At 68.1% G+C, this 25077-nt stretch carries 16 protein-coding genes; 9 read left to right on the forward strand and 7 right to left on the reverse strand.

Features of this window, described 5'->3' with window-relative positions; translation table 11 throughout:
- The first annotated feature begins 25 nt into the window (after positions 1–25).
- From U8331_RS10315 to U8331_RS10330, 4 genes are all read left to right on the forward strand, one after another.
- Positions 26–685, forward strand: a complete 660-nt coding sequence (locus U8331_RS10315; protein ID WP_481130949.1) for a DUF502 domain-containing protein — start codon at positions 26–28, stop codon at positions 683–685.
- A complete protein-coding gene (locus U8331_RS10320) occupies positions 685–1455 on the forward strand; it encodes a queuosine precursor transporter (protein ID WP_481130950.1) in 771 nt (256 codons plus the stop codon). Before U8331_RS10315 ends, U8331_RS10320 begins: the two co-directional genes overlap by 1 nt.
- Positions 1456–1589: 134 nt before the next feature.
- The gene (locus U8331_RS10325) at positions 1590–3419 is read left to right on the forward strand and encodes a DUF885 domain-containing protein (RefSeq protein WP_481130951.1); all 1830 of its coding nucleotides are present in this window, start codon (positions 1590–1592) and stop codon (positions 3417–3419) included.
- A 152-nt stretch (positions 3420–3571) separates the two neighbouring features.
- Positions 3572–5086, forward strand: a complete 1515-nt coding sequence (locus U8331_RS10330) for an acetyl-CoA hydrolase/transferase family protein (RefSeq protein ID WP_481130952.1) — start codon at positions 3572–3574, stop codon at positions 5084–5086.
- 77 nt (positions 5087–5163) lie between these two features.
- Here U8331_RS10330 and U8331_RS10335 read toward each other — a convergent pair whose 3' ends face one another.
- The 4 genes from U8331_RS10335 to U8331_RS10350 form a co-directional block, all read right to left on the reverse strand.
- Positions 5164–7788, reverse strand: coding sequence for an AAA family ATPase (locus U8331_RS10335; protein ID WP_481130953.1), 2625 nt, complete (start codon positions 7786–7788; stop codon positions 5164–5166).
- Positions 7789–7887: 99 nt separating this feature from the next.
- Positions 7888–8940 carry a DUF3800 domain-containing protein gene (locus U8331_RS10340; RefSeq protein ID WP_481130954.1) on the reverse strand — a complete coding sequence of 351 codons (1053 nt, stop codon included), beginning with the start codon at positions 8938–8940 and terminating at the stop codon, positions 7888–7890.
- Positions 8941–9405: 465 nt separating this feature from the next.
- Positions 9406–10692: a sensor histidine kinase gene (locus U8331_RS10345; RefSeq protein WP_481130955.1), complete on the reverse strand. Its 1287-nt coding sequence runs from the start codon at positions 10690–10692 to the stop codon at positions 9406–9408.
- A complete protein-coding gene (locus U8331_RS10350; protein ID WP_481130956.1) occupies positions 10692–11384 on the reverse strand; it encodes a response regulator transcription factor in 693 nt (230 codons plus the stop codon). Before U8331_RS10350 ends, U8331_RS10345 begins: the two co-directional genes overlap by 1 nt.
- 206 nt (positions 11385–11590) lie before the next feature.
- On the opposite strand from U8331_RS10350, the gene U8331_RS10355 reads away from it, so the two are divergent.
- The 4 genes from U8331_RS10355 to U8331_RS10370 all read left to right on the forward strand — a co-directional run bounded on the left by U8331_RS10355 (position 11591) and on the right by U8331_RS10370 (position 16367).
- On the forward strand, positions 11591–12274 hold the full coding sequence (locus tag U8331_RS10355) for a phosphatase PAP2 family protein (protein WP_481130957.1): 684 nt from the start codon (positions 11591–11593) through the stop codon (positions 12272–12274).
- Positions 12271–13941: a phosphoethanolamine transferase gene (locus tag U8331_RS10360; protein WP_481130958.1), complete on the forward strand. Its 1671-nt coding sequence runs from the start codon at positions 12271–12273 to the stop codon at positions 13939–13941. The genes U8331_RS10355 and U8331_RS10360 overlap by 4 nt, the downstream gene beginning before the upstream one ends.
- A gap of 26 nt (positions 13942–13967) precedes the next feature.
- Positions 13968–14324 carry a diacylglycerol kinase gene (locus tag U8331_RS10365; protein WP_481130959.1) on the forward strand — a complete coding sequence of 119 codons (357 nt, stop codon included), beginning with the start codon at positions 13968–13970 and terminating at the stop codon, positions 14322–14324.
- A gap of 114 nt (positions 14325–14438) precedes the next feature.
- Positions 14439–16367 (forward strand): LTA synthase family protein, encoded by a 1929-nt coding sequence (locus U8331_RS10370; protein ID WP_481130960.1) that lies wholly within the window; start codon positions 14439–14441, stop codon positions 16365–16367.
- A gap of 71 nt (positions 16368–16438) precedes the next feature.
- Here U8331_RS10370 and U8331_RS10375 read toward each other — a convergent pair whose 3' ends face one another.
- The 3 genes from U8331_RS10375 to U8331_RS10385 form a co-directional block, all read right to left on the reverse strand.
- The gene (locus U8331_RS10375; RefSeq protein WP_481130961.1) at positions 16439–17776 is read right to left on the reverse strand and encodes a DEAD/DEAH box helicase; all 1338 of its coding nucleotides are present in this window, start codon (positions 17774–17776) and stop codon (positions 16439–16441) included.
- Positions 17777–18089: 313 nt separating this feature from the next.
- Positions 18090–21710, reverse strand: coding sequence for an ABC transporter permease/M1 family aminopeptidase (locus U8331_RS10380; RefSeq protein WP_481130962.1), 3621 nt, complete (start codon positions 21708–21710; stop codon positions 18090–18092).
- Between the two features lie 12 nt (positions 21711–21722).
- On the reverse strand, positions 21723–22640 hold the full coding sequence (locus tag U8331_RS10385; protein ID WP_481130963.1) for an ABC transporter ATP-binding protein: 918 nt from the start codon (positions 22638–22640) through the stop codon (positions 21723–21725).
- 272 nt (positions 22641–22912) lie between these two features.
- Between U8331_RS10385 and U8331_RS10390 the strand changes: the two genes are divergently transcribed.
- A complete protein-coding gene (locus tag U8331_RS10390) occupies positions 22913–25015 on the forward strand; it encodes a M13 family metallopeptidase (RefSeq protein WP_481130964.1) in 2103 nt (700 codons plus the stop codon).
- Positions 25016–25077 lie beyond the last annotated feature (62 nt).

Raw genomic sequence — 25077 nt, forward strand, 5'->3', positions numbered from 1 at the left:
TCCGCGCCGCCCGTACAATCGCGCGATGCGCCAGCCCCCCACCCTGCAACGGCTCTTCATCACCGGGCTGCTGACCCTGCTGCCGCTGTGGCTGACCTGGGTCGTGGCCAAGTTCGTGTTCGTGCTGCTGTCCGATACCAGCCGGCCGATCACCGGCCCGGTGCTGGTGCGGCTGGCCAACGACTACCCGCAGATCGCCGGCTGGCTCGCCAGCGACTGGGTGCAGACGTTGATCGCGCTGGTCGCCACCGTGCTGGTGATCCTGCTGTCGGGAATGATGGCGCACCGGGTGATAGGCCAGCGGCTGCTGCGCTGGTTCGAGTCGCTGATCCGGCGCGTGCCCTTCGCCAGCACCATCTATGGCAGCGCGCGGCAACTGCTCGACATCCTGCAGACCAAGCCTGACGGCACCCAGCGGGTGGTGCTGATCGACTTCCCGCACACCGAGATGAAGTCCATTGGCTTCGTCACCCGGGTCCTGAAGGAACAGGGCACCGGGCGCGAACTGGCCGCGGTCTACGTGCCCACCACGCCCAACCCGACGTCCGGTTACCTGGAGATCGTGCCGGTCGAGAAGATCACCCCGACCGACTGGACCGTCGACCAGGCGATGAGCTTCATCATCTCCGGCGGCGCGGTCTCGCCCGAGTCGATCCCGTTCTCGCCGCCGCCCGAACGGCCGTGATGCACCACCCGCTGCACGACCGCGCCACCCGGCTGTTCATCGCACTGGCGGCGTTCTTCTGCGCCAATGCGGTGCTGGCCGAGTTCATCGGGGTCAAGATCTTCGCGCTGGAGGACACCCTCGGCATCGAGCCGATGCAGTGGAACCTGTTCGGCCAGAGCGGTTCGCTGAGTTTCACCGCCGGCACCCTGCTGTGGCCGATGGTGTTCGTGCTGACCGACGTGGTGAACGAGTTCTACGGCCGCCGCGGCGTGCGGATGATCTCCTGGCTCGCGGCGGGGTTGATCGTCTACGGCTTTGCGTTCGCGTTCGCCGCGATTGCGCTGGTGCCCGCCGGCTGGTGGGTGACCGCGGCGCAGCCCCAGGGCGTGGACGACTACCAGGCCGCCTTCGCCGCCGTGTTCGGGCAGGGGCTGTGGACGATCGCCGGCTCGCTGGTTGCCTTCATCGCCGGCCAGCTGATCGACACCGCCGTGTTCCAGCGTATCCGCCGCGCGACCGGCGAGCGCCACATATGGCTGCGCGCGACCGGCTCGACGGCCGTCTCGCAACTGGTCGACAGCTTCGTCGTGCTCTACATCGCCTTCGTGCTCGGCCCGCAGCAGTGGCCGACCTCGCTGTTCCTGGCGGTCAGCACGGTCAACTACGGCTACAAGATGCTCGCCGCGGTCGCGCTGATCCCGCTGATCTACCTCATGCGGCGCGGTATCACGCGCTATCTCGGCGCCGATCGCGCGGGCGAGCTGCGCGAGGCGGCCGGCGCCGACTGACGCCCCGGCGCGTTTTCCGGACGCTCCGCCCGCTTCTCGGCCGGAGCGGCCGTGCCGGTGACCTTTGGCCCATGCCTGCGTCCGGCACAAGCGGCGAGGCTCGGGGTTTGCCCTGACCCGGGGCACCGAAGGAGATGACGATGACGCTCAACGCCACCCGCTCCCTGCTCGTGCTCGCGATGGCCGCCGCCTTCGCCGGCTGCAGCCCCGGCAATGCGGCCGACCCCGCCCAGGCGGGCGCCGCCACCAGCGAGCAGGCCACCGACAAGGCCGCGCAGCTCGACAAGCTGTACGCGCAGTACTGGGAAGAGATGCTCAAGCTCAACCCGTTGGCCGCGACCTTCCAGGGCGACCCGCGCTACAACGACCAGCTGCCGAACTTCCTGTCCGAGGAGTACCGCGACAGGTCCCACGACTTCACCGCCGGCTGGCTGGAGAAGATCGAGGCGGTCGGCTCCGACGGACTGGAAGGCCAGGACCTGCTGAGCTACCAGATCTTCGTGCGCAACGCGAAGGACGAGCTCGCCAGCGAGCAGTTCCCGGGCTGGATGCAGCCGGTCAACCAGTTCTACAACATCGCCTCCACGGTGGTGCAGCTGGGCTCGGGCACCGGCGCGCAGCCGTTCGAGACGGTCGAGGACTACGACAACTGGAGCAAGCGCGCCTCGCAGGTGCCGGTGCTGTTCGACCAGGCCATCGCCAACATGAAGCAGGGCGTGGAAGCCGGCGTGGTGCAGCCGCGCGCGCTGATGGAGAAGGTGCTGCCGCAGCTGGACGCGCTGATCAAGGACGACGCCGCCGACACGCTGTTCTGGAAGCCGATCGCCGACATGCCCGAATCCTTCAGCGCGGAGGAGAAAGAGCGCATCACCGCTGACTACCGCACGTTGATCGAGCAGCAGCTGATGCCGGCCTACCGCGAGCTGCGCGAGTACATCGCCGACGATTACATGCCGCACACCCGCGACACCGCCGGCATGGCCGCGCTGCCCAACGGCGAGGCGTGGTACGCCTTCCGCGCGAAGAACTCGACCACCACCGACCTGAGCCCCGCGCAGATCCACCAGATCGGCCTGGACGAGGTGGAGCGCATCCACGGCGAGATCCGCAAGGTCATGGCCGAGGTCGGTTTCGAGGGCTCGCTGCAGGACTTCTTCGAGTTCATGCAGACCGACCCGCGGTTCTCGTTCGAGTCCGAGGAGGCGCTGCTGGCGCACTACCGCGGCCTCGAGGACAAGATCAACCAGAAGATCCCGGAGCTGTTCTCGCTAACGCCGAAGGCACCCTTCGAGATCCGCCCGGTCGAGGCGTTCCGCGCCCAGTCGGCGGCCGGCGGCTCGTACATGCGCCCGAGCGAGGACGGCAGCCGCCCCGGCATCTTCTACGTCAACACCTACGACCTGCCGACCCGCAAGACCTGGGACGCCGAGGACCTGTTCCTCCACGAGGCGATTCCCGGCCACCACTTCCAGATCGCCCTGCAGCAGGAGCTGACCGGCCTGCCGACCTTCCGCCGCTTCGGCGGCGAGACCGCCTTCACCGAGGGCTGGGGCCTGTACGCCGAATCGCTCGGCAAGGACCTGGGCGTCTACACCGACCCCTACAGCGAGTTCGGCTACCTGCAGAACGAGCTGTGGCGCGCGATCCGGCTGGTGGTCGACACCGGTCTGCACAGCAAGGGCTGGACCCGCGAGCAGGTCATCGAATACATGCTGGAGAACTCCGCCGAGTCCGAGACCCAGGCCACCGCCGAGGCCGAGCGCTACATGGCCATCCCCGGCCAGGCGCTGGCCTACAAGATGGGCGAGCTGAAGATCCTGGAGATGCGCGACAAGGCCGAGGCCGCGCTGGGCGAGGACTTCGATATCCGCGAGTTCCACGCCGAAGTGCTGAAGGACGGCTCGGTGCCGCTGGACGTGCTGGAGGACAAGATCAACCGCTGGATCGAAAGCGAAAAGGCCTGAGCCGGCACCCCGGCAAAACGGTGCACACGGGAGGGCCGGCCGCAATGCCGGCCCTTTCTTTTTGGCCGGAATCGACCGTTCCAGCCACGCAACGGTCCGCCCATGGCCCGCGGCCTAGAATCGGGTAGCCCCCAGCAACGACGGGACTTCCCATGCAAGAGCGCATCCTCGACCCCCGCCTGCGCGAGCGGCTGATGACCGCCCAACAGGCCGCCCAACTGATCCAACCCGGCATGACCGTGGCGATGAGCGGCTTCACCGGCGCCGGTTACCCCAAGGCCGTGCCGCAGGCGCTGGCCGCGCGCATGGAGCAGGCCGCCGGCGAGGGCCACCCGTTCCGCATCAAGGTCCTGACCGGCGCGTCGACGGCGCCAGAACTCGATGGCGCCCTGGCCAGGGTCGAGGGCATGGAACTGCGCCTGCCCTACCAGTCCGACCCCAACGTGCGCGAGCGCATCAACGCCGGCACGCTCGACTACATCGACATCCACCTCAGCCACGTCGCCCAGCACACCTGGTTCGGCTTCTTCGGCGACATCGACGTGGCGGTGATCGAGGTCGCAGGCATCCGCGAGGACGGGCGCCTGATCCCGTCGTCCTCGGTCGGCAACAACAAGACCTGGCTGGACCAGGCCGGCAAGGTGATCATCGAGGTCAACCGCTGGCAGCCGGCCGCGCTGGAGGGCATGCACGACATCTACTACGGCACCGCCCTGCCCCCGAACCGCAAGCCGATCCCGCTGACCGCGCCCGACGACCGCATCGGCGAGCCGTACCTGAAGGTCGATCCGGCGAAGATCATCGCCGTGGTCGAAACCGACGCGCCCGACCGCAACTCCGCCTTCAGCCCGCCGGACGAAGCGTCGCAACAGATCGCCGGTCACCTGCTCGACTTCCTCGACCACGAGATCAAGCGCGGCCGCCTGACCGACAAACTGCTGCCGCTGCAATCGGGCGTGGGCAACATCGCCAACGCGGTGCTCGCCGGCCTGGCGCGGGGCGGCTACCAGGGCCTGGCGGCGTACACCGAGGTGATCCAGGACGGCATGCTGGAGCTGCTGAAGAACGGCACCCTGCGGTTGGCGTCGGCGACCTCGTTCTCGCTGAGCCCGGCCGGCATCGAGGAGTTCAACGCCCACGTCGACTTCTACCGCGAGCGCATCCTGCTGCGGCCGCAGGAGATCTCCAACCACCCGGAACTGATCCGCCGGCTCGGCTGCATCGCCATGAACGGCATGATCGAGGCCGACATCTACGGCAACGTCAATTCCACCCACATCGCCGGCAGCCGGATCATGAACGGCATCGGCGGCAGCGGCGACTTCGCCCGCAACGGTTACCTGTCGGTGTTCATGTCACCCAGCGCGGCCAAGGTCGGCAAGATCTCCGGCATCGTGCCGATGGCCAGCCACGTCGACCACACCGAGCATGACACGATGGTGATCGTGACCGAACAGGGCCTGGCCGACCTGCGCGGGCTGGCGCCGAAGCAACGCGCGAAACTGATCATCGAGCGCTGTGCGCATCCGGACTTCAAGCCGATGCTGCAGGACTACTTCGACCGCGCGAGCCGGGAGAGCTACGGCAAGCACACCCCGCACCTGCTGGACGAGGCGCTGTCGTGGCATCGGCGGTTTGTGGAGACGGGGTCGATGCGGGTGGTCTGAGCCGGGCATGAGTCTAGGATGCTGGTTGGGATCGACATCTCTCAGTCACCTTATCTCGGACGGCCTAAGGCGGTTGCTCAGCGGTTCTGCAACGCTTCTAGTGCTGCGTCTAATGCAGTGACGGATTCCACGATTGTGCGCACAGTGGCACGGTCAAATTCATGGTCACGCTGGGCGTCGTGTACGCCGCTGTTGAGGTACCCCCACTCGATACTCGCGCCGCTGACATTGAGCAGTGCAGCGAGCGCGGCGACCGCCTGCGACGCACCGACGTGCTGTGCCGCGATCCGATCGACCGCCGATCGCAGCTTGCTGCACTTGTTATTCAACTCCCAGGGCGAGCGGGGCCCACCCAGCTTGATGTCGATTCGACCGTCCACCCGCCGGCCCAGCCATGTCCAGAGGCGGTCCGTCAGACTCTCCAGCGCCGGCCGAGCCTGGCGCAGTGCCTCGCGCTTCTCGTCGGCCGCCAACGCCTGCTGGGCCAGGAGAACATAGTTCTTCGTCGGCGGGTCGCTGTCGACGCGCAGTTCGTGCTCCCCATGATGCGGGAGGAACTTGTAGCGTTTAATGGCAGAAGCGCGCCGGACGCCCAACTCCTGCTGGATACGGTGCAGGAATTCCTCGGCGTGCGAGGTGAGAATGACCTGCTTGCCGTCGAGCAGACCGTCCTCGAAGAATGTGCGCCAGATGCCATCGCGGTGGTCGTCGTCGATCGCGTTGACGACGTCATCGAAGATGACCACGGGGCAGCCCTGCGCGATGTTCTTGGCGAGTAGAATCGCCAGGCCCAAGCATTTGATGTGCCCTTCGCTGAAGACGATGAGCGCGTCGTAGCGGATGTCCGGCTCCCCGGCGAACTCCACCTCGATCTTTCCGTTTTCCGCCACCGGCAACCACAGCCCGTGCAGCAGATCGCCGGGGGGATCGGCTCGGTTGAACGCGTTGTATAGATGGCGGGCCTGCTCTCCCAGCCCCTGCAGCAGCACACCCGGAAGAGCTGTCAGGTAGGCCTGGATCTCGGGCAGGAAACCGTCGTAGGCAGCCTTGATTCGCTGATGGTGTGCCACCACCGGCACTTCAGCCGCGACAGCCTGGATCAGTTCGCGGTTCGCCTCATCGAATTGGGCCACCGTCTGGCGGGCGGCCGACAGGTCCTGATCGGCCGTCGTGCGCATGGTGCGCAGCCGTTCGATCTCCAACTGGTGCTGCTGCAGCCGGTCCCGCTCCTGAGCCAGCGCGCCGCGCTGGGCATGTACGTCACGCGCCTGCGCGTCGAAGCTCTCGATGATGTGGGCGATCCGCAGCAAGGCTTGCCAGGCGCGCTGGTCCCCGTCGACCCACGCACCGAGCCAGTTGCCCGCAGCCGTGGGAGGCAGCAGCGGAAGGCCCGCGCCCTGCAATTCGGCAGGACAGGCGGCCGCAGCCGCCGCCAGCACGCGGCGCATCTCGTCCCACAGCACTCGGACCGTCTCGCTCAGCTGCGCCCGAAGCCCGGTCTCCTGCTGCTGGAGGGCGGCCAGTTGCGCGAGCTGGTCCAAGCCCGTCCGCGCCCTAGCGAACGGATCTTGCGCCACGGCAGCCAGTCCAGTGCCGCAGGCGGGACAGGCGGTCGCACCGTCAGCCAGGGCCAGTACCGCCTCGTAGAGCTTCGCGTACGACACTTCGCCGGCGCGAGCCGTGAGTTGTGCGGACGAAGCGTTCCACAGTCCCTGGACGCGGTAAGCCTCTGCCAGCAACGCCTGCAGGCGGGCTTGGGTCACCTCGTGAATGGCAGGCGGCTTGGCGTCCAGTTGTGCCTGGACGTACGGCAACCGCCCCTGCTGCTGCGGCGTACCGAGCAGCCAGTCCACGCAGACCTGGTAGGTCGCGCCGGGCAACATGCGCTGCGCGAGGGCTTGTTCCTGGCCTTCAACCGCTGCGATCTTTTGCGGATAGGCGGCGATCGTCTGCTCGGAGTTCGCCAACTGCAGGCGGCGCTGTGCCAACTGCGCCGCCTGGACGCCAGCAAGCATCAAGTCTTGATCGAGCGAGGGGTTGAAACCGCGCACGAACTCGCTGAACTGGTCCACGCCGAACAGGGTTGCGATGAGCTGACGCTGATCGCCCGGGGTACGCGCGGCGATGCGGGCGAAGTCGTCGAGACGATTCTTCTCGATGAAGCAGAAGCGGTATTCGGCTTCGTCGGGCTGGACGGCCTGCGCCTCAGCCGCCGCCTTGGATGACAGGATCGGAGCGACGTGGCGGCGCAGGCGCGCGTTGTTGCAGTAGGTCCGTTGGTCGATCCGCTTGGCCTGCGCTTCGCTGATCGAACCGAGCATCGCCACTTCCAAGGCCTCGCAGAAGCTGCTCTTGCCGGTGCCATTGGCACCGTAGACCAGAGTGATGTCATGGCTGAGGTCGAACGTCTCCTGCCGCATGAATCCGCGAAACGGTCCGACGTCGAGCTGGTGCAGTCTCCCGAGCGCCGGCCCGGTCTCGGGACCGCGGGCATCCCCGTCGTACGCGACAGGCATCTGCGCCAGATGCGCGATGGCCAGCGGTGCCAGGCGCGTGGATCGCCCGCGGCGCGCAGCACCGACCTCTGCCAGTGTCTGCAGATGATCAAGCACCAGGTGTGCAAGCCGCCGCACGTCGTCGTGCACGTGTCGCTGCGCCAGGTGCGCCATGAAACGGTGGTATTCCGAATGAATGCTTGCCATGCAGCTCCTCTACAAAGAAGGACGCTCCGAACGGCGTCCTTGGCGTTGCTGATCGGCCACCCGTGCCCGGGCGCAGGCGGGTGGTGCTTCTCTGCGCGGTTATGGCTTGTGGAAGTTCTCCTCGAAGTAGTCGATGACCTGCGACGCCTGCGTTCCTTGGCGGAACCGCTTCTGCTCATCGAAATCGGTCGAGGGCAGCATGTGGATCAGCTGGTGATCGGCGTAAAGCGCCATGACCTCACGGGCGTCCAGCGCCCCGACACGTTGACCCGTGAGCGTGTTCGCCGCTTCGATGGCCGCGCCAATCATCACGTCCGCCAATTGCACGGCGGGACTGTTCCTGGAATCGACCTGTGTCACCGACTGAAACTTGAGCGGAAAAGTAATGCTGGCGATCTCCGACAGGCGGAACGTGACCACGTCTTCGTGGCGGATGTAGCGCTGCAGCAAGTCGTGATAGGTGAGCAGGTTCTTCGACTGGTCGTGCTCGACCCGATAGGGACCGTCGGCCATGGCCTCCATCCGGCTGACCAGTGACTGCAGCACCACCAGGGCGGCATCCGTGCTGACGCCGGGTGTGGCGATCGCTCGCAGGCACTCGGGGGCGGCGAACTGCGCCAAGGGTCCCAGTGCCTCCGGCAATTCCTGCCAGCGCGAGGCACGCGCGGCCTGGACCAGTTCGGCGAGCGCCGCGGGGCTCTTTTCCTTCACCGCGCGCTGGAAACTTGCCAGCAGACGGTCGAGAGCGCCTGGCCCGAGAAGCCTCGGCCCCACCGTGTACAGCAGGGATGCCAGCGAGTAGTTCTGCCCCTCCTGGTAGAAGTCCATCCCGCGCTCGTAGTAGAACGGCTCGACGGCGTAGTTCAGGAACATCAACAGCAACAGGTAACGCTTGTCGCAGACGTAGGTCACGCACTTGTGGTGGCCCAGCAAGTCGCGTTGCAGCGCCATCAGGCGGGGACGGTTGCCCGGTCGTCGCGCTAGGGCCCGGTACTTGAGCTCGTCCGCCTGCAGCTTGGGAAAGTGCTTTCGGATTAGGCGCCTGGCCTCGTCGTCGTCGATGGCGATTGCTGTCGCACCTTGAAACCGCTGCTCAGGGTTCAGCAGGTCAAAGCCTGTGTAGCCGCTTTCGTCGATTCGGAAGCACTCCAAGGTCCAGCCCCCTAAAGCAAGACGGATTCAGGTGATGATACGGTCAGTAGAGGCTTCGGACATGGTGCAAAGACCGCTTCTGGCCGAAAGCGGACACTGCCGCAAACACCCCAGCCAGCGAAGCCGACGCAACCCACTCGCGGGCGACGGACGGCGGGGAGGTTGCGGAAAGTCGGCCCTGGATGGCCGACGGCCCCGTGTCAGGGCAGGACGCCCTGATCGAGGTGGAGCAATTCCCCGCCGGCCGGCGATCGCGGCGCGTAAACCGTCAGCTCGCCGCCTTCCCGCGCCCCTTTAGCCGCGCAATACATCGCGCAAAGCGCCTCCATCATCCGATCGCAGGACCGACGGCCAGCGGGTGGAGAACCGTATGCGATTCGCGGCGGGTAGTGACGAGTGCCATCTCATGCAGCGCCGCACATCAGTTGCCGCCCTGACATAGAAAAACCCGTCCCGGGCGACGCCTCAGGCACTGAACTGAAGTGTCGCCGTGGTGCCGTGCGCCGGGTTCGACTGCAACTCCAACCGCCAGCCGAAGTGCTCGCACAACCGCGTGATCAGCTCCAGCCCGATACCCGAGTCGGTTGGTTCGCCCGTGCCCTCCCCGGCGCGCGCCATGCGGGTGTAGACCGCGCTGATCTGCTCCGGGCTCATGCCGTGGCCGGGGTCGTGGATCACCACCGTGGCGTCGGGCTGCAGGCGGATGTCGATGCAGCCGCTGTCGCTGTTCTCGATCGCGTTGCGCAGCAGGTTGCCGATCGCGGCGCGGACGATGCCCGGTGGCGCGCTGATCTCGCACGGTGGCGGCGGTGCCAGCCGCAGCTGCAACGACTTGCCGGCGGTCAGGTGCTGGTGGTCGTCGACGATCTGCGGCAGCAGCACGTCCAGCGCCAGCGGCTTGCCGGTGCGCGCCAGCCGCGCCGGGTCCTTGGCCAGCGCCAGCAGCAGCACGATCAACTGCTCCATGTCGCGGGCGCTGCGCTGGATGCGTCGCAACTGGTGCCGGGTGGCCGCCGGATCGGCATCGTCCTGCAGGGCCAGCTCGGCGGCACCGTTGATCACCGCCACCGGCGTGCGCAGCTCGTGGCTGGCGGTGTTGATGAAGGCACGCTCGCGTTCGACGAACTGCGCGTTGCGTTGCAGGTAGTCGTTGAAGGCATCGGCGATCACCACCAGCTCCGAGCCGGCGCCCGGCTCCAGTTCGATCCGTCCGGCGCCGCGTTCAGGGTCCATCGTGCCGATGCGCTGGGCCAGCCGGCTCAGCGGCCGCAGCAGCCGGCTCACGCCGAACACCGCGGCGATGCCGATCGCCAGCAGCAACAGCGCAGCGGCGATGACGGTCAGCAGCTCGTAACCGGATTCGTCGGACTCGAACGCCTCGATGTCCATCGCCAGCGTGTATCGGGTGCCGGCGTCGTCATGCACCAGCACCGCGTGGCTGACGCCGCCGATGCGCAGTTCGTCGTGCAGGCCCTCGTCCAACCCGCGCAGTTCCGGCGGCAGGTCCGGGTCGTCGGCGCCGACGTAGACCGTGAAGCCGTCGGTGTCGTCCCAGCGGTAGCCGGGCTGGTCACGGCTGCGGTCGATGAAGTGGTCGAGCTCGACCGCCAGCATCGACTTCCACGCGATGCGCTCGACGTACTCGACCACCACCGTGCCCTGGGCGATCACCGCCACCGTCAGCGCGGTGGCGAACGCCAGCAGCCAGAGCACGATGCGGTGGCGCAGGCTGCGCGGGCGCAGCGATTTCATCAGCGCCCGTCCGCCGTGGCCACGCGCGCAAGCCGGTAGCCCACGCGCGGCACGGTCTGGATCAGCTTGACCGGGAACGGCCCGTCCACTTCGCGCCGGAGCTCGTAGATGTGGGAGCGCAGCATGTCGCCGTCGGGCGGCTCGTCGCCCCACAGCGCGCGTTCGAGCTGCTCGCGGGTGACCACGGCGGGGCTGGCGCGCATCAGCACCTCCAGCAGCTTGCGGCCCGCCGGGAACAGGTGCACCGGGGCGTCGCCGCGGCTGGCCTCCAGCGTCGACAGGTCCAGCCGCAGGTCCTCCACCTCCAGCACACGGCTGCGCGCGCGGCCCTGGATACGGGCCTGCAGACTCTCCAGCCGAACTTCCAGTTCGGGCAGGTCGAACGGCTTGGTCAGGTAGTCGTCGGCGCCGGCGCGGAAGCCGGCGAGCTTGTCGGGCAACTCGTCGCGCGCGGTCAGCATGATCACCGGCATGTCGCTGTCGCCCTCGTCGCGCAGCTTGCGCAGCACCTCCGGGCCGTCCATGCGCGGCAGCATCCAGTCGAGGATCAGCGCGTCATAGGGCTGGGTCAGCGCCAGGTGCAGGCCGGTGATGCCGTCGGGCGCGGCATCCAGCACATGGCCGCGCGCCTCGAAGTAGGCGAACAGGTTGGCGACCAGGTTGCGGTTGTCTTCGATGACCAGCAGGCGCATGGGCAGTCCGTGGTGTCCGGCCTTCGGCCGCCGTGCAGTGTGCGGCTCGGCATGTCGGAAATCCGTCGGCGGCAGGTTAACCGAAACCCCACAGGCGTCCGACGGCGCTCCGACGCCGCACGCACGCGGCTCCGACGTGACGGGCACCGGCTTCCGACGTGGCCATCCCGAGCATGCGCAGCGTGTTCGGTCGTGGTGGTGCGTGCATGGGTTCCAAAGACGTGGCGTTGTGGGTGTGGCCGTTGGCCGCGTTGGCGTTGCTGTCGGTCTGGCTGCTGGGTCTGCGCGGCGACCTGTGGCTGGCCGACTGGCTGTATGCGTGGGAAGGCGGGCGTTGGGCGCTGCAGTCGCACTGGCTGACCGGGGCGGTACTGCACACGGGCGCGCGCCATGCGTCGACCGCGGCGTGGCTGGGCGTGGTACTGACGTGGCTGGCGTCGCTGCTGCATCCCGGCTGGCACGCGTGGCGCCGACCGCTGGGCTACCTGGCGTTGGCAGTGTTGCTGGGCACCGGACTGGTCTCGGCGCTGAAGGTCGGCAGCCACATGGATTGTCCATGGGATCTCACGCGCTACGGTGGCACACGCGCCTACCACCGTCCGTGGCAGGCCGGCGGGCAATCACCGGGACGCTGCTTCCCCGCCGGCCACGCCAGCGCGGGCTACGCGTGGTTGGCGCTGTACTTCTTTTTCGATGCGGTACGGCCCGGGTGGCGTAGACGCGGGCTGGCGGCCGGACTCGGGCTCGGGTTGCTGTTCGGCATCGACCAGCAGTTGCGCGGGGCGCACTTCCTGTCGCACGACCTGTACAGCGCGGCGATCTGCTGGTTCATCGCATTGGGGCTGTCGCGCTTGGTGCTCCGTTCGCGCCGCGCGGAGGTGCCGGCATGAGCAGCATCCCGCTGGCCCGGCCAGCGTTGTGGGCAGAGGCTTGGCGCGCAGTCGCACGATGGCGGCCGCGGAGCACGGTGGAGGCGCTGGTGATGCTGGCCAGCGGCTACTTCGCGCTGACCGCCAACGGGCCGTTCTGGCAGGCGGCACTGGGCCATGGCTGGGCGCAGTGGCGGCTGGCTGTGGCGTTGTTCGTGCTGCTGTTCGGGCTGCACGGGCTGTTGCTGGGGCTGCTGCTGGCGCGGCCGTGGGCCAAGCTGGCGTTGTCGCTGCTGCTGGTGGTCACCGCCGGCGCGACCTTCCACCTGCAGTCCTACGGCGTGTACCTGGACGCCGACATGCTGCGCAACGTGTTGCATACCGATTGGGCCGAGTCGCGCGAGTTGTTCACCCCCGGGCTCGGCCGGCACCTGCTGGTGTTCGCGGGCGTGCCGTGTGCGTTGCTTTCGCGCGTGGAACTGGTGCGCCGGCCGATGTCGCGGGCCTTGCTGGTGCGCGCCGGGTTCCTGCTGTCGATGTGGGTGCTGCTGATGCTGGGCGCCGCGATCTCGTTCAAGGACCTGTCGTCCCTGCTACGCAACCAGCACGAGGCGCGCTATCTGGTGACGCCGGCCAACTATCTGTATGGCTTGGGCAACCTTGCCCTCGCGCACCCTCACACGCATGACGCGCCCCTGCTGCCAGTGGCGGTGGATGCGCGCCAAGCGCCAGCGGCGGCCATCCGCAAGCCACGCCTGCTGGTACTGGTGGTGGGCGAAACCGTACGGGCGCAGAACTGGGGCCTGAACGGATACGAGCGCCAGACCACGCCGGAACTGGCGGGCCTGGACGTGGTGAACTTCCCGCACGTGCAGGCCTGCGGCAGCAGCACCGAGGTCTCGCTGCCGTGCATGTTCTCGCCCTGGGGACGCGAAGACTACGACGAGGATCGCATCCGCACGCACCAGTCCTTGCTGCATGTCCTGCAGCGCGTCGGGGTGAACGTGACGTGGCGTGACAACCAGAGCGGCTGCAAGGGCGTGTGCGAAGGGCTGGAGTTCGAGTCGGCGGCCGCATCTGCCGACCCCGCCCTGTGCGACGGCCTGCGTTGCCTGGACGAGGGCCTGCTGGCGGGCCTGCCGCGCCGGGCCGGAGCGGACGCCGGCGACAGGGTCATCGTCCTGCACATGCTGGGCAATCACGGCCCCAGCTACTTCCAGCGCTACCCGCCCGCGTTCAAGCGCTTCCTGCCCGCCTGCGAAACGGCCGAACTGGGCCACTGCTCGCGCGAGGAGATCGTCAACGCCTACGACAACGCGGTGCTCTACACCGACCATGTGCTGTCGCAGGCGATTGCCCGGCTGCGTGAAGTGGAGGGCTACGACGCCGCGCTGCTGTATCTGTCCGACCACGGCGAGTCGCTGGGCGAGAATGGGCTGTACCTGCACGGCATGCCCTACCCGATCGCGCCGCAGCAGCAACTGCAGGTTCCGATGCTGATGTGGTTCTCGTCGCGGTTCGCCGCGGGTGCGGGACTGGACCTGCCGTGCCTGCGCGACAGAGCAACGCGGCCGACCAGCCACGACGCCCTGTTCTCCACCGTGCTGGGGCTGTTCGACGTGCAGACCTTCGCGCGGGTATCGGAGCGAGACCTGGTGGGCGCGTGCCGCCGCGGAGCACCCCGATGAGCGGCCGGAACCCCGCGGACCGGCCGATGAAGGCGCGCAGAGCCGGGCTGGACCGCATCCTCGCCGCGGCGGGAAACTCGTGGCGCGGCCTGCGTGCGTGCTGGAGCAACGAAGCCGCGTTCCGCCAGGAGGTGGTGCTCGCCGTCCCGCTACTGGCAGTCGCCGCCGCGTGCCCGTTCAGCGGCGTCGAACGCGCCCTGCTGATGGCTTCGGTCCTGCTGGTGCTGATCGTGGAGTTGCTCAACAGCGCGATCGAGGCGGCGATCGACCGGATCGGCGCCGAACGCCACGCGCTCAGCGGATTGGCCAAGGACGCCGCTTCGGCCGCGGTCAGCATGGCACTGCTTCTGGCCGCCGTGGTCTGGGCCTGCATCCTGCTGTAGCCCGCGCGCCGGGCGCCATCCGTTCCGACGCCTTTCCGACACCCCGCCCACCGGCTTCCGACCCGCCGCCGCCCAGCATCCCCGCAGCCTTGCTGAGGTGGTGTGGGTGTGCTGATGTCGTCGAGAGTGTTCGCGCCGGTCCGGCCGGTGCTGTGGTTCTTCGTGGCGGGGCTGGTGCTGCTGAGTGCTTCGCGGCTCGGCCTCGCGGTGTGGAAGTTCGACCAGGTGGCCCAGGCGCAGGGCTGGACGGCGGTGCTGCTGCAGGGCGTCCGGGTGGACGTGGCCACGATGTGCCTGTTGCTCGGGTTGCCGGCGGTCTTGGTGCTGCTGGCGCCGGCGTACCCGCCCGTGCACATCGCAGTGTCGCTGTGGCTGTCGGCGTGCATGGCGCTATTGCTGCAACTGGAACTGGCCACGCCCGGGTTCATGGGCGAGTACGGCCTGCGACCGAACCGCCTGTTCCTCGAATACCTGATCTATCCGCGCGAGGTGTTCTCGACGCTCTGGAACGGCCGTCCGCTGCAGGTGGTCCTTGCGCCGCTGGCGGTGCTGGCCGCGCTGTGGGTCAGCTGGAAGGCGGCTCGCGGCCTGTTTGCACGCGCCCGGCCGGCGGCACCGGTCTGGCAGCGTGCCGTGGTCGCCCTGCTCGTGTTCTTCCTCTCGGCGCTGGGCACCCGCTCCACCCTCGGCCACCGCCCGCTGAACCCGGCGATGGTCGCCTTCAGCGCCAATCCGGTGGTCAACCAGTTACCGCTCAACTCCTTCTACGCGCTCGCCTATGCCGCCCGGCAATGGCTGCAGCAGGAGGACAGCGCGATGGACCTGTATGGCGCGCTGCCCGAAGGCGAGGTGATCGCCGCGGTCCGCGCCGGCACCGGCCTGCCCGCGGACGCCTTCGACGATGGCGGCATTCCCACCCTCGCCGCCCGCACGCCGGCGTATACCGGCGAGCCGAAAAACCTCGTCATCGTGCTGGAGGAGAGCCTCGGCGCGCAGTTCATCGGCCACCTCGGCGGCCGCCCGCTGTCTCCCCACCTCGACCGCCTCAGCAAGCAGGCGTGGACCTTCACCCGCATGTACGCCACCGGCACCCGCAGCGTGCGCGGTATCGAGGCGGTGGTCGCCGGCTTCGCGCCCACACCGGCGCAGGCGGTGGTCAAGCAGCCCAGGGCCCAGCGCGACTTTTACACCCTCGCCCGGACCTTCAAGGCGCGCGGCTACGACACCACCTTCTACTACGGGGGCGAGAGCCACTTCGACAACATGCGCGGCTTCTTCTTTGGCAACGGCTTCGGCCGCGTGATCGAGCAGAAGGATTACCTCGACTCGCAGTTCACCGGCTCATGGGGCGTCAGCGACGAAGACCTGTTCGCCCGCGCCGACGAGGAGTTCAACCGCTTGCACGACGCCGGCAAACCGTTCTTCGGGCTGGTGTTCTCGTCCAGCAACCACGACCCGTTCGAGTTCCCCGACGGTCGCATCGCCCTGTACGAGCAGCCGAAGCAGACCCGCAACAACGCCGCCAAGTACGCCGACCACGCCGTCGGCCGGTTCTTCGAGCGCGCGATGGCCTCCGACTACTGGGACGACACCGTGTTCCTCGTCGTCGCCGACCACGACTCGCGCGTATTCGGCGGGGACCTCGTCCCGATCGACAACTTCCACATTCCCGCGCTGATCCTCGGCGGCGGCATCACCCCGCGCCGCGACGACCGCATCGCCAGCCAGATCGACCTCGGCCCGACCCTGCTGTCCCTGGTCGGCATCGACGAACCGACCCCGATGACCGGCCGCGACCTCACCCGCGCCACGCCCGCCCTGCCCGGCCGCGCCCTCATGCAGTACGACGCCAACTTCGCCTGGATGCAGGGCGACGACGTCGTGGTGATGCAACCGCAGAAGCCGCCGCAGCAGTTCCGCTACGACCTCGTCACCAGGCGCCTGCAACCCGCCCCGCTGGACCCGGCGTTGGCGAAGACCGCGCATGCGCAGGCACTGTGGGGATCGCTCGCCTACGAGAAGCAGTGGTATCGCGTGCCCTGACAAGGTCAACGCAAAGAAGAAGGCCGACATTTCTGCCGGCCTCCCATCAAACCGTCACGCAACAGGTGTCGTCAGGCAGCGCCACCGCCACCACGACGCGAACCACGCCCCTGACCGCCGCCACGCTGCTTCGGCCCTGCGTGCGCATGGCCCTGGCGCGCAGCCGCCTGCTTGCCGTGTCCACGGTTGCCCGCGTTGCGACCCGCCGGGCGCGGCCCGCGGTTGCCGGCGTTCTGGCGCGGATTCGGCAGCGCCACGTCCAGCCGCAGCGGACGGCTCGGCTCGTAACCGGCGACGGTCACCAGCTCCACCTCGTTCTTGAGTATCTTCTGGATCTGCCGCAGCAGCCCGCCCTCGTCGTGCGACACCAGCGACAGTGCCTCGCCGCTGGCACCGTTGCGGCCGGTGCGGCCGATGCGGTGCACATAGTCTTCGGCCACCATCGGCAGGTCGTAGTTGATCACCAGCGGCAGGTCCGGGATGTCCAGGCCGCGCGCGGCGACGTCGGTCGCCACCAGCACGCGCGCCTTGGCGGCCTTGAACAGGTTCAACGCCTTCTGGCGCTGCGCCTGGCTCTTGTTGCCGTGGATCGCGACCGCCTTCAGGCCGGACTGCTCCAGCTGCTCGGCGAGCCGGTTGCAGCCGTGCTTGGTGCGGCCGAACACGATCACCTGTTCGCCCGGGCGCTTGGCCAGGATCTCCACGAGCAGGTCGCGCTTGCGGCCTGCGTCGACCGGGTGCGCGCGGTGCGCGATGGTCTCGGCGATGGTGTTGTTGGCCGCCACCTGCACCTGCTGCGGATTGCGCATGAACTGCAGCGCCAGCTGCTTGAGCTGCGCCTCGAAGGTCGCCGAGAACAGCAGCGTCTGCCGCTGCGCCGGCAGCTTGCCGAGGATGCGCTTGATTGCCGGCAAAAAGCCCATGTCGAGCATTCGGTCGGCCTCGTCCAGCACCAGGATCTCGATGCCGTCCAGGCGCGCGGTGCCGCGCTCGATGTGGTCGATCAGCCGGCCCGGGGTGGCCACCAGCACGTCCACGCCGCGACGCAGCATGTCGACCTGCGGGCCCATGCCGGCGCCGCCGAAGATCGTGCCGAAGTTCAGCCGCAGGTGCTTGCCGTAGGAGCGGATGCTGTCGTTGACCTGCACCGCCAGCTCGCGGGTCGGCACCAGCACCAGCGCGCGCACCTTGCGCGGGCCGTTGGGCGCGGTCTGCTTTGCAAGATGGTTGAGCAGCGGCAGGCCGAACGCGGCGGTCTTGCCGGTACCGGTCTGGGCGCCGCCCAGCAGGTCGTGGCCGGCCAGCACCAGCGGGATGGCCTGGGTCTGGATCGGGGTGGGCGTGGTGTAGCCCTGTTCGGAAAGCGCGCGCAGCAACGCGGGCGCAAGCCCGAGGGTTTCAAAAGTCATGTTGGAACTCCGAGTAGAGAGGACCGCACATGCGTGCGGCAAGACCCGGAGCGTTCCCTTGAACCGCGCTGCGAGTATTTCTGTGTGACGGCGCCGGATGCTCCGGGCCGTGTCGGCGCGACGAAAGACGTGCGGGATAGTCGCACCGGACCACGCCTTTCGGGGCGGGGGGTCTTGGCCTGTTGGCCAACCCGTGCGAGGGCATACCTGGGAAACGTGCCCCTTGCGGGGTAGGCAGCCGTGCGCTGAACGGGGCGGATCTTACGGCAAAGGCCGGGGCGGCGCCATTGGCGTGGCGCCGCCCGTTCAGCCGCTACATCGAGATGCGCTTGCGGTTGTCGGCCGACACCCGGTCGATGAGCTTGTTGAAGGGATCGAAGCCGGCCTCGTACGGCACCTTGTCGACCACCACCGTCAGCGTCGGCGCGTCCCCGGTGATGTGGTGGCGCTCGAGGTACAGCACCTCCTCGTCGGCCTCGTCGCCCGAAGCCCCGCGCGCGAACACCCCGACCTCGATCCAGTCGTCCAGCGGCGCCGGCGTCTCCCTGCCCTCGCCGTCGGCGTAGCGCTTGGCGGCGTGCAGGTCGAGCGTGACTTCGTACTTGCCGTCCTCGCGCTTGACCGCCGTCGCGCCCTGCACGCGGTTGTCGTAGAAGCTGATCTTCTCGAACAGGTCGGTGATCAGCTGGTTGTGCTGCGGACCGGCTTCGGCGCGGATGTATTCCAGCAGCTCGGCCGAGGTGGTGAACGGCGCCTGCTGGTAGGCCTTGTCGGCGATGAAGCGCGACAGCGCGCGGTTGAGCGCCTCCTCGCCGATCTCGTCGCGCAGGCGGTAGAACACCAGCGAGCCCTTGCGGTAATGGATGTACGGCTGGTTCTCGACGCGGTACAGCGGCAGCTCCTCGATGCTCTCGCCGCCGCGGCCGGACAGGTAGCGGTCCAGCTCGTACTTGAGGAAACGGCGCATCTTCCCGCGGCCGTATTCCTTCTCCATCACCATCAACGCCGAGTACTGCGCCAGCGACTCGCTGAGCACGGTCGAGCCCTGCACGTCGGCGCCGATCACCTGGTGCGCCCACCACTGGTGCGCGATCTCGTGCGCGGTGACGTAGAACACGTAGTCGATCGCGTCCTCGTCGCGCAGGTCGGCGATGAAGCCGATCGACTCCGAGTACGGGATCGTGCCGGCGAACGCCTGGGCGAAGCTGCTGTAGCCGGGGAACTCCAGGATCCGCACCTGCTCGTGCTGGTATGGGCTGAAGTTGGCCTCGTAGTAGGCCAGCGACTTCTGCACCGACTCGATCATCCGGTCGACGTTGAACGGGTGCTTGGGGTCGTAATAGACCTCGATCGGCAGCTCGTCGGCGGTGCCTTCCTTGTAAGCGCCCCTGCGCACCTCCCACGCCGCCGACAGGGTCGCGTGGAAGTTGAGCATCGGCCGCTGCATCGCGTAGTCGAAGCAGCGGCGGCCGTCGCGCTCGTACTCCTTCTCCAGCACGCCCGGCGCCAGCGCGATCTGCTCCGGCGTGGTGCAGACGGTGGTGCTGAAGTCGATCCAGTCGGCGTCGTCGCTGATGTAGGTGTTGGCACGCGCGGCCTCGTCCTCCAGCTTGGCCATGCGCGGCAGCTCCTCCATGCCACGCTTGCGGCGCTCGTTGCGGTCGCTGATCTGGCGGCTGGCGGAGTAGCCGAAGTGTGGCAGCAGCTCCTCGGAGTTGAAGAACGTGCCGTTGTCGACCAGTTGGGTCCAGCCCTGGTCGTTGCCGAAGCCCTCGCGTGCGTAGCTGACGGAGAAGTCCATCTGCCGCGTGTCGCCCGGCTGCATCGGCGTGCCGAGCCGGTAGATGCGGTAGCCCAGCTGCTCGTCGTTTCGGGTCACCGCCGCCTCGCCGAAGCCGAGCTTGTCCAGCCCGGCGTCCGGGTACCACTGGATGTGCAGGTCGCTGATCGGCACGTCGTGCGGGTTGGTCACCGTGTACTGGCCGCTCACCTTGACCCGCTGCTCGTGCGGGTACAGGTCGACCTCGGTCCGCACCGCGGTGATGCGCGGCTGCGGCAAGCCCTCGTACTGGCGGTACAGCTCCTCGTAGCGCTGCTGGCGGTCGAGCGCGTCATCGCCGGCCAGGTACTCGTTGCGGACGTTGGTGTTCCAGAAGATGAAGCCGCCCAGCGCGGCGAACAGCGCCATGCTCGCGGCCAGCGCCCAGCCGTTGCCACCGGCCAGCCGTTGCCGCGCCAGCCGCACCCGCTCGCGCCGGCTCGGTGCCACGCCGCGCACCCAGAACGCCGCTGACACCAGCAGCAACGCCAGCAGGCACGCGCCCCAATACGACTGGAACCACAGCCGCCCGGCGAGGAAATGGCCATAGCCGTTCATGTCCGAATACGGCGCCGCCGACGCCGAGGCGTAGCTGTAGAGGTTGTGGTCGAAGTCGAGGAAGCCCAGCGTGCCCTGCAGCACCAGCCAAGCGATCAGCAGGCCGTAGCCGATGAACTTGTTGTTGCTCAGCACCTGCAGCACCAGCGCCAGCCCGCCCATCAGCACGAACGGCACCGCTCCGAGGACGATCTCCTGCAGGTACAGCGCCGGCTCGATCGCGGTGAAGCCCTTGAACAGCTGGAAGCCGACCGCGGCGAGCGCGCCAATCGCCTGGAACGCCAGCACCACCGCCGCCAGCGCCGCCATCTTGGCCGCCAGCGGCACCCAGTTGGGCATCGGCATCGCGTCGGTCACCTCGCCCAGCCGCGCGCCGCGTTCCTTCCACACCAGCTCGCCGGCGTAGAACATCACGATGAAGATCAGCATGAAGTCGTAGCTGTTCTGCAGCGAGGTGTTCATCAGCGACGTCACCGGGTACACCCGGGTGCCGAACATGGTGTCGGCGAGGCTGGCGCTGGCAATGAAGTTGGCGACGCCGAACAGCAGCATCACCAGGAACGGCACGCTGCGGAACACGTCGGCGGTGTCGAACCGCCATTGCCGGACGAACTGCGACCATGCGACCGCTGTGCCGGTCGCCGGCGCCACCCGCGGCGGCGCGGCCACGTTCGGTCGCGCGGGCAGTGCCGTCGCGCTCCCCTGCGCACCCCCCGTGCGCCGCGCGGACCGGCGCAGCGACCAGCCGCGCCCGGTGCCGGCGCGCTGCGGCTTGAACAGCGCGAACGCCGCCGCGACCAGCGCCACCGACAGCGCCAGCCACAGCACGCGGTTGGCCAGCAGGTAGCCGGCCAGTTCCGGCAGCTCGCGGTTGATCTGGTCGGCCGACCAGTAGCGCGTGGTCCGGTCCAGCGCGGTCATGCCCAGCGGGTCGATCAGGGTGGCCAGCCAGACGTTGTCGAGGTCGGCGGTGAGCACGCCGGCCACCGAATTGAGGATGAAGAAGCCGATCACCCCGAGGTACACCACCAGCACGCTGCGGGTGGTCACCGCCAGCAGCGCCAGCAGCGCGCCGCTGAAGATCAGGTTCGGCACCACCAGCACCGCGAAGCCCCAGCCATACGGCGCCAGCGAGAACGGCCCGAGCCGCTCCGGGTCCACCCACGGCATGGTCGGCCCGATCATCAGCCCGACCGCGACCACGAGGTAGATCACCATGCACGCGGTCACCGCGGCGAGGAAGCGTCCCAGCAGGAAGTCGCGCTTGCGCATCGGGCTGGAGAAGAACAGGTCGGCGGTGCCCAGCTCGAAGTCACGCAGCAGCGCGCCGCTGATAAAGCTGACGATCACCAGCAGCCCGAGGATCGAGAACATGCCGAGGAAGCGGACGATCACCGTCGGCGCGTTGCGGTCGACGTTGCCGATCGCGTTGCCGACCACCACCGCGTCGGAGCTGGACGCGCCGAACGCGAACAGGCCGAACATCAGCGCCATCAGCCACAGCAGCGGCGCACGCAACTGCTGCCGCAGTTCGAAGCGGAAGAATTCGAAGGTCATGTCGGTGCTCCGTCAGGCCGCAACGGCGGCGGCTTGCGGCGCACGGGCGGCCTGCTGGCGCAGGCGCTGGAAGTACACGTCCTCCAGGTCCGGCGCGACCTGCTCGAACCCTTCCTCCGGCCGCTCCGGCGCGAACACGTGGATCACCGGGTTGCCGGCCACCAGCCGGGTCGACAGCACCGTGTGGCGGCCCTCGTAGTCGGCCAGCGCGGCCTTGGCCACCTGCTTGCGCCAGACCTGGCTGGCCAGCGCATCGATCGCGTCGGACGGGCGTCCGGTCAGCAGCACCTGGCCCTTGTTCATGATCGCCATCGTCGGGCACAGGTCGGTCACGTCCTCGACGATGTGGGTCGACAGGATCACCGCGACGTTCTCGCCGATCTCGGCCAGCAGGTTGAGGAAGCGGTTGCGCTCCTCCGGGTCGAGGCCGGCGGTCGGCTCGTCGACGATCACCAGCCGCGGGTCGCCCAGCAGCGCCTGGGCGATGCCGAAGCGCTGGCGCATGCCGCCGGAGAACGTGCCGAGGTTGCGCTTGCGCGCGTCCCACAGGTTGACCTGCTGCAGCAGCCCGTCGACCACCTCGCGGCGCTGCCTGCGCGCGGTCAGGCCCTTGAGCACGGCGAAGTGTTCCAGCAGGTCGAGCGCGCTGACCTTCGGGTAGACGCCGAAGTCCTGCGGCAGGTAGCCCAGCTGGCGCCGCACCGCGTCCTTGTCGCGCAGCACGTCGATTACCGCCCCGCCCTCGCCGGCCAGGGTCACACTGCCACCGTCGGCCTCCTGCAGGGTGGCCAGCGTGCGCATCAGCGACGACTTGCCGGCGCCGTTGGGGCCGAGCAGGCCGAACATGCCGCGCGGCACGTCGAGGCTGACGCCGTCGAGCGCGCGCACGCCGTTGGCGTAGGTCTTGGAGAGGTCGCGGATGGTGAGCATGTACATCCCTGTCGGAGTGACCGCCGATCGCGGCCCGAGCGATCGTAGTGACAGCGCCGACCGGCCAACATGGGCAAAACGTCACCCGTGACCAATGGCGGGTCGCACGCGCGGCACCCCCCAGCGATTCCCCCGTTTCCGCGGACGCGCATTCAGCTGCCGCGGGGCATGACCTTCGACACCCGCCGGCTGGACCGCGCAGGTTTAACGTCGTCCGGTCCCGGCGTCCGCCCGGGCCGTCATTTCCAACGCCATCCCGGCCGGAGCCACACGTGAACAAACCGCAAGTCCTGCTGCTGTCCCTCGCCATCGCCACCGTCGTCGCCGCCTGCTCCAACGAGGACGCCGCGCCGGCCGACACCGCGGCCGATGCCGCGCCGGCCACCGACGCCACCGCACTGACCCTCGACGAAAGCACCCTGCCGCCGGTCAACCGCTTCACCGTCGACCAGCTCGACACCAGCAAGGACGTGTGCACCGATTTCGGTGGCTACGTCAACGGCAAGTGGCTGGCCGCCAACGAGATCCCGGGCGACCGCACCAGCTGGGGCGCGTTCGAGATGCTCGACGAACGCTCCACCGCGGTCCAGCGCCAGTTGGCCGAACAGGCGGCGGCCAACGACGGTGCCACCGGCGTGCAGGACATCGTCGGCGACTTCTGGGCGACCGGCATGAACGCCGAGCAGATCAACGCCCAGGGCATCAAGCCGCTGCAGGACCGCCTCGACGCGATCGCCGCGCTCGACAGCCAGGACGCCGTTGCCGAGTACCTGCGCACCAGCGCCGCGCGCGGCGAGAACTTCCTGTTCTCGTTCGGCCCCGAGGCCGACTTCAAGAACTCCGACATGAACATCGCCTACGCCGGCCAGGGCGGCCTGGGCCTGCCGGACAAGTCGTACTACTTCGACGCCGACAAGAAGGACAAGCTCGAAGCCTACGAGAAGCACGTCGCCAAGGTGCTGGAGCTTTCGGGCGTTCCGGCCGACCAGGCTGCCGGACAGGCCGCCGACGTGGTCGCGTTCGAGACCCGCCTGGCGGAGGCGTCCAAGTCCAGCGAGGAGCTCTCGCGCGACGTCTCGCTGTACTACAACCCGGTGTCGCCGGCCGACGCCGACAAGCTGACGCCGAACTTCTCGTGGACCCGCTTCTTCGAGTCTCAGGGCGTGGACACCCCGGAGATGTTCTCGCTGGCGATCCCGGCATTCCACCAGGAATTCAGCGAAATGCTGGCCGACGTGCCGGTCGAGGACTGGCAGGCCTACCTGCGCTTCCACACGGTCGACGGCGCATCGCCGTACCTGTCGGACGCGTTCGTGCAGGAGAACTTCAACTTCTACAGTCAGACCATGCGTGGCCAGAAGGAGCTGAAGGAGCGCGGCAAGCGCGTGCTCGACACCATCGAGAGCGAGGCCGGCGAGGCGCTGGGCCAGATGTACGTCAAGGTCGCCTTCTCGCCCGAATCCAAGGAGCGCATGGAGACGCTGGTCAAGAACCTCAGCGATTCGCTCAAGGTGCACCTGGAAGGCCTGGAGTGGATGAGCGAGGAGACCAAGAAGCAGGCGATGGAGAAGTGGGCCAGCTTCACCCCGAAGGTCGGCTACCCGGACAAGTGGCGTGACTGGAGCGGCCTGGAGACCGGCCGTGACAGCTACATCGGCAACGTGCTGGCCGCCAACGAGTTCAACTACAAGTGGAACCTCGGCAAGATCGGCGAGCCGGTGGACAAGACCGAGTGGGGCATGAGCCCGCAGACGGTCAACGCCTACTACAACCCGCTGGCCAACGAGATCGTGTTCCCCGCCGCCATCCTGCAGCCGCCGTTCTTCGATCCGGAAGCCAGCGACGCGATGAACTATGGCGGCATCGGCGCGGTGATCGGCCACGAGATGATCCACGGCTACGACGACCAGGGCAGCCGCTTCGACGCCAAGGGCAACTTCGAGAACTGGTGGACCGAAGCCGACGCGAAGGGCTTCTCGGGCCTGACCGACAAGCTGGTCGCGCAGTTCGACGCCTACGAGGCGATGCCGGGCAAGAACGTCAACGGCAAGCTGACCCTGGGCGAGAACATCGCCGACCTGGGCGGCCTGGCGATCGCCTACGACGCGATGAAGAAGGCGACCGAGGGCACCGAGGACCCGATGACCGACGGCATGACGCGCGACCAGCGCTTCTTCGCCAACTGGGCCACCGTGTGGCGCCGCAACTTCACCGACGAAGAGCTCAACGTGCGCCTGACCACCGACCCGCACGCGCCGGCCAACTTCCGTGCGATCGGCGCACCGTCGAACATGCCGCAGTTCGCCGCGGCGTTCGAGTGCGAAGCCGGCGACGCGATGGTGCGTGGCGACGACCAGCAGGTCGTGATCTGGTAAGTGGAAAACGCGCCCGGCCCATGGGTCCGGGCGCAGGGATCGACCGTCCTCGTCGGTCGGAA

Source organism: Lysobacter sp. CC-YZS074 (assembly GCF_056739745.1).